Origin of the sequence: Allochromatium palmeri (genome assembly GCF_009720725.1) — a bacterium.
Classification (GTDB): domain Bacteria; phylum Pseudomonadota; class Gammaproteobacteria; order Chromatiales; family Chromatiaceae; genus Thermochromatium; species Thermochromatium palmeri.
This window is the reverse complement of sequence record NZ_WNKT01000181.1, coordinates 1-377: the sequence shown is the minus strand read 5'-3', so window position 1 is coordinate 377 and position 377 is coordinate 1. Positions and strand designations below refer to the sequence as shown.

Below are 377 nucleotides of genomic sequence, written 5' to 3'. Positions count from 1 at the left end.
GGCGCCGATGGCATAGGTGGTGCGCGCCGCCTCCGGATAGAACGCCTTGTCGAGGTTGATCGGGTCACTGACGGTGAGCGTGGGCGACAGGCTCGAGACGTTGTAGTTGTTGAGCTGGGTGTCGTCGTCCTGATGGGAATCCGGCGTGCGGCCATCGCGCTCGTTGGCATCCGTGCCATCGCGACTGCTATAGGTGGCCGCCACGTCCGACTGGAGGACTTGGCCCGGTTGGGCGTTGTCTTGCAGCGTGACGGTGAAGTCGAGCGTCAGCCCATCGCCTGGATGCAGATCGAAGGGGCGGCTGTCCCAACCGTCGTCGCGGGCGCTCAGGGTCGGCGTCTCGCTGCGGCCACTGGTGTTGGTCAGGGAGGCCGCGA

Annotated in this window: 1 protein-coding gene; it reads right to left on the bottom strand. The window is 66.3% G+C overall.

Annotated features, from left to right (window positions below; all coding sequences use genetic code 11):
- A partial coding sequence (locus GJ668_RS21350) for a hypothetical protein (protein WP_186343248.1) occupies nucleotides 1–377 on the bottom strand: 377 nt, incomplete at both ends.